The following is a 4099-nucleotide window of genomic DNA, read 5'->3' on the forward strand; positions in this document are numbered from 1 at the left end:
ATTACACAATAAGGATCGCCGTCAAATCTGCGTCCATTATACAAGGCATCCATACGGGCCTCTTCTACATCTGATTTCAAAATAGCTTCGTCACCTACTACCCAAACTACTTCATCAACCACATTATCTTGTGCATAGGTTGCCACATTAGCAAATATTGCCAGGACAAGGGTAACAACAAATCTAAAGTTCACAAACTTCTTCATTCTTTGTATTTAATAATTATATATAATCTTCTTCTTACTTACTGCCTGCTGATACAAGTCGTTCTTTACCTGTTCCATAAAGCTCACCCGTTTCTGATTAACTAGTAAGTCTTTCACTTCCGAACGGGCAAATTCATACGGTTTCTCTTCACCAATTCCGCGATAATCGCTCACATTCAGGAAATAATAATAGGCCGTATCTTTCAATTCTACCTGACGGTGTTTGTCTACGTACTCTTCCGGTGCCTCTACTTTCAGTGGAATCATATCCAGTACATCAGTCACGGACACCCATTTGTCATAGAAGTATTCGTATTTCACTGCATTCTGCAAGCTATATTTTTCCAGGCTCTCAACAGCATCCTGTTTTTCCGACTTATACCACCTGCGCACATTGTTCAGCTGGGGAGCCGTCAACGGCACTTTGATAAACAATCCCTTAATCAACGGGGTTTCCAGCTTAAACAGTTCTTTGTTTTTTCCGTAATATTCTGCGATCTCTTGTTCGGAAATATCATTCGACAGCTTCTGGTTTATCAACTCCTGCTGATAAGTATGCATAATCAACGCTTTCCGATAATTCTCCACTAGTTTGTCTACATCCACATTATCGGGAATATTGTTCGCAGCTTTCTCATATAATAAAATCTCTTCCGCCCAACTACGAATATAATGTTCGGTGAAGAGAATACTATCATCTTTTGACAATCCGACCGGAAGCACGGACATCAAATCTTCTTTATATAAAAAGTTACCGTCCACCTCTACCAAAGGAGTCTTTCCTTTGTGGTCGCGCTGTTCCTTGCACGCTCCACAACCAAGAAGGGTAATCAGTAAGAGGACTAATATTCGCATTGGCAACTAAAATCTACTTATTTAAGGTACGAAGATAGTGAATAATCGGTTACATCAGTTATTATTAACTGTTTTTAAAACCTCTTGGTTTATTTCAACCTTACCAAACTCCCTCAATTCCCGCGCCCAGCACGTGTCAAGATAGCTTCGATAATCCTTTCGCACCTGTTCAATTACTTCCCGATAATCATCCGGTCCTTTCATTTTTTCGCCTACCACAATGGTAAAAGGATAAGACATCACGGGTTCGAAATCACCCTTCTTAAAAACCAGTTTATCTATATATTTATTGTCTCCGTCGGCAAAAATACCTTGTTCAACCTGTATCTTTTCCGTCCCGGATGTATTAAAAGTTTGCCGAAGCTGGTCCGCCCACTCTTTTTCCGGCACTTTCTTCAGCATTTTTTTAGCTTGCTTTGCCGTCTTTTTATCAACGCAATGAAGCACGACTCCTCTATACCGGGGACTCTCCCACCGATAATCCGACGAATGAAATTTGAAATAGGTAGCCAATCCGGCCCGGTCATTAATAGCAGGCAACTCTATTTTCTGCCGTGTGATTTCTTTTACCAAATAGTTTTCGTCAGATTCCCGCAAGGCAACACGAATTTCCGGATGCTTTTTATCTATATTCCGGCTTTCATAATCCAATAATGATTTAGCAATAAACCCTTCCAACTGGCGTTTGACAGATTGAGGATGAGAAGAGGCAAAACGCGTGAACATAGCTCCGGTATATACCTGTCCATCAATCGTAAAGAGATTTTGTTCTGTCCGGCCTTTCGTCAACAGCTCTTCCATTGCTGCCTGATTCGGGGTATACTGCCATGACTTTTTTAATCGGTCGAGCATCGCTGCCGTGCCTCTGTCTAAAACCTCCTTACGCCGTAACCGCTCTATCAACCTGCCACTGACATTTTCATAAGCAAATGCTTCCTCCCGGTCAATCACTTTCAAGATATGAATCCCTTCAGGAGTGAAGAATGGCTGTGATACCGCACCTTTCGCCAAAGAGAAAGCGACATCCTCAAATTCACTCGTTGTCTCCAGACCTTCTATCCATCTATTCTGCTTATCATCCGAATAGATTTCCACCAAACGGTTAAAATTCAAATCCGGCTGATTCTGTATCACCCGGTATATAGAATCCATCCGGACTTTTTCTTCTTCCAAATGACGGGAAGTAACCGTCTGCGGTAAACGTTTAAAAATTTGCATGACTTGCACCCGGCCGCTACGTGCTTTCAGTCCCATCTTCTGATACAAGACACGGGCACAACTATCCATCACTTGTTTGTCAATCAGATAAGATTCTACCAATTCTGTCCGACGCTTCTCGTGTTGTTTACGGAAAACTGTAGTCGTATCAAGTCCGGCAGCCCTGGCCGCTTCCACCTTCAACTTTGATTGAGCGAAAAGTGCCGCATACTCTTTTGGTGAAAGCTGGGCATTTGAGCGTTCTGCATAACGACGGTATGCATTTTCAAATTCCGAACGGAGTACCTCTCTTCCGTTAACACGCATCAATACCGGATCTTCTTGCGCAAAGACCGCGACAACAAAGAGAGAAATACATCCCAACAACAGGCTTCTTTTCATCATCATTTTTTTTATTTTCCAAACAATAAACAACAAGCATCACAGAAACAATAACAGATAAACAACAAACGGTGAGCAGTGAACACCTTGCTGACAATACAGCCTGTTCACCGTTCACCGTTAATAGTTCACCGTATCTATCTATTATTCCGGACGGCTATAGTTAGGCGATTCACTAGTAATCGTCACGTCGTGCGGATGGCTTTCCATTACACCTGCATTGGTAATGCGGGTAAACTTAGCATCGTGAAGTTTATCAATATTGGCAGCACCGCAGTATCCCATACCTGCACGCAAACCACCTGACAACTGATAGACAACTTCGAAAAGTGTACCTTTATAAGGAACACGGGCAGCAATTCCTTCCGGAACCAGCTTCTTCACATCAGCAGTTCCACTCTGGAAGTAACGGTCTTTCGAACCGTTCTCCATCGCTTCCAACGATCCCATACCACGATAGGATTTGAATTTACGACCATTGAAGATGATTGTGTCGCCCGGAGACTCTTCTGTTCCGGCAACCAATGATCCAATCATTACACAATATCCACCGGCAGCCAACGCTTTCACAACATCGCCCGAATAGCGCAAACCACCATCGGCAATCAAAGGAATACCTGTACCCTTCAATGCTTTTGCTACATCATAGACAGCAGACAACTGTGGAACCCCTACACCGGCAACCACACGAGTGGTACAGATAGAACCCGGACCGATACCGACTTTCACTGCATCCGCTCCTGCTTCTACCAACGCTTTTGCAGCTTCTCCGGTAGCAATATTACCCACTACGATATCAATGTTCGGGAAGCGTTTCTTAGCTTCTTTCAGTTTTTCAATCACAAACATAGAGTGTCCGTGAGCCGTATCAATTACAATTGCATCCGCACCGGCATCTACCAATGCTTGCATACGATCCAGCGTATCGGCAGTCACACCTACACCGGCAGCTACACGCAAACGACCTTTGGCATCTTTACAAGCCATCGGTTTATCTTTTGCTTTTGTAATATCTTTATAAGTGACAAGGCCAATCAACTTTCCGTCCATTCCAACAATCGGAAGTTTCTCGATCTTATGTTTCTGAAGAATCTGTGCAGCAGATTCTAGATCAGTAGACTGGTTTGTAGTTACCAATCTTTCTTTCGGAGTCATGACAAGATCAATATGTTTAGCCATGTCTCTTTCGAAACGCAAATCTCTGTTGGTAACAATACCCACCAAATAACCTTCATCATCTACCACAGGGATACCACCGATTTTGTATTCCGCCATGATGTCCAGTGCATCCTGCACAGTAGAACCTCTTTTAATAGTTACGGGATCATAAATCATGCCATTTTCGGCACGCTTTACAATAGCAACTTGTCTTGCCTGTTCTTCGATAGACATATTTTTGTGAATCACACCGATACCACCTTCACGAGCAATGGCAATAG

At 43.0% G+C, this 4099-nt stretch carries 3 protein-coding genes and 1 pseudogene; all 4 read right to left on the reverse strand.

Annotated features, from left to right (window positions below; all coding sequences use genetic code 11):
- Nucleotides 1-206: pseudogene (locus tag ACT8YW_RS22090) on the reverse strand (peptidylprolyl isomerase); the annotation flags it as partial.
- 9 nt (nt 207-215) lie between these two features.
- Nucleotides 216-1061, reverse strand: a complete 846-nt coding sequence (locus tag ACT8YW_RS22095; RefSeq protein ID WP_009038960.1) for a hypothetical protein — start codon at nt 1059-1061, stop codon at nt 216-218.
- A 54-nt stretch (nt 1062-1115) separates the two neighbouring features.
- The gene (locus ACT8YW_RS22100; RefSeq protein ID WP_444107165.1) at nt 1116-2660 is read right to left on the reverse strand and encodes a peptidylprolyl isomerase; all 1545 of its coding nucleotides are present in this window, start codon (nt 2658-2660) and stop codon (nt 1116-1118) included.
- A 144-nt stretch (nt 2661-2804) separates the two neighbouring features.
- The coding region (guaB, locus tag ACT8YW_RS22105) for an IMP dehydrogenase (protein ID WP_444107164.1) at nt 2805-4099 on the reverse strand (1295 nt) is incomplete at its 5' end.

The organism is Bacteroides sp. (genome assembly GCF_052357945.1).
Taxonomy (GTDB): domain Bacteria; phylum Bacteroidota; class Bacteroidia; order Bacteroidales; family Bacteroidaceae; genus Bacteroides.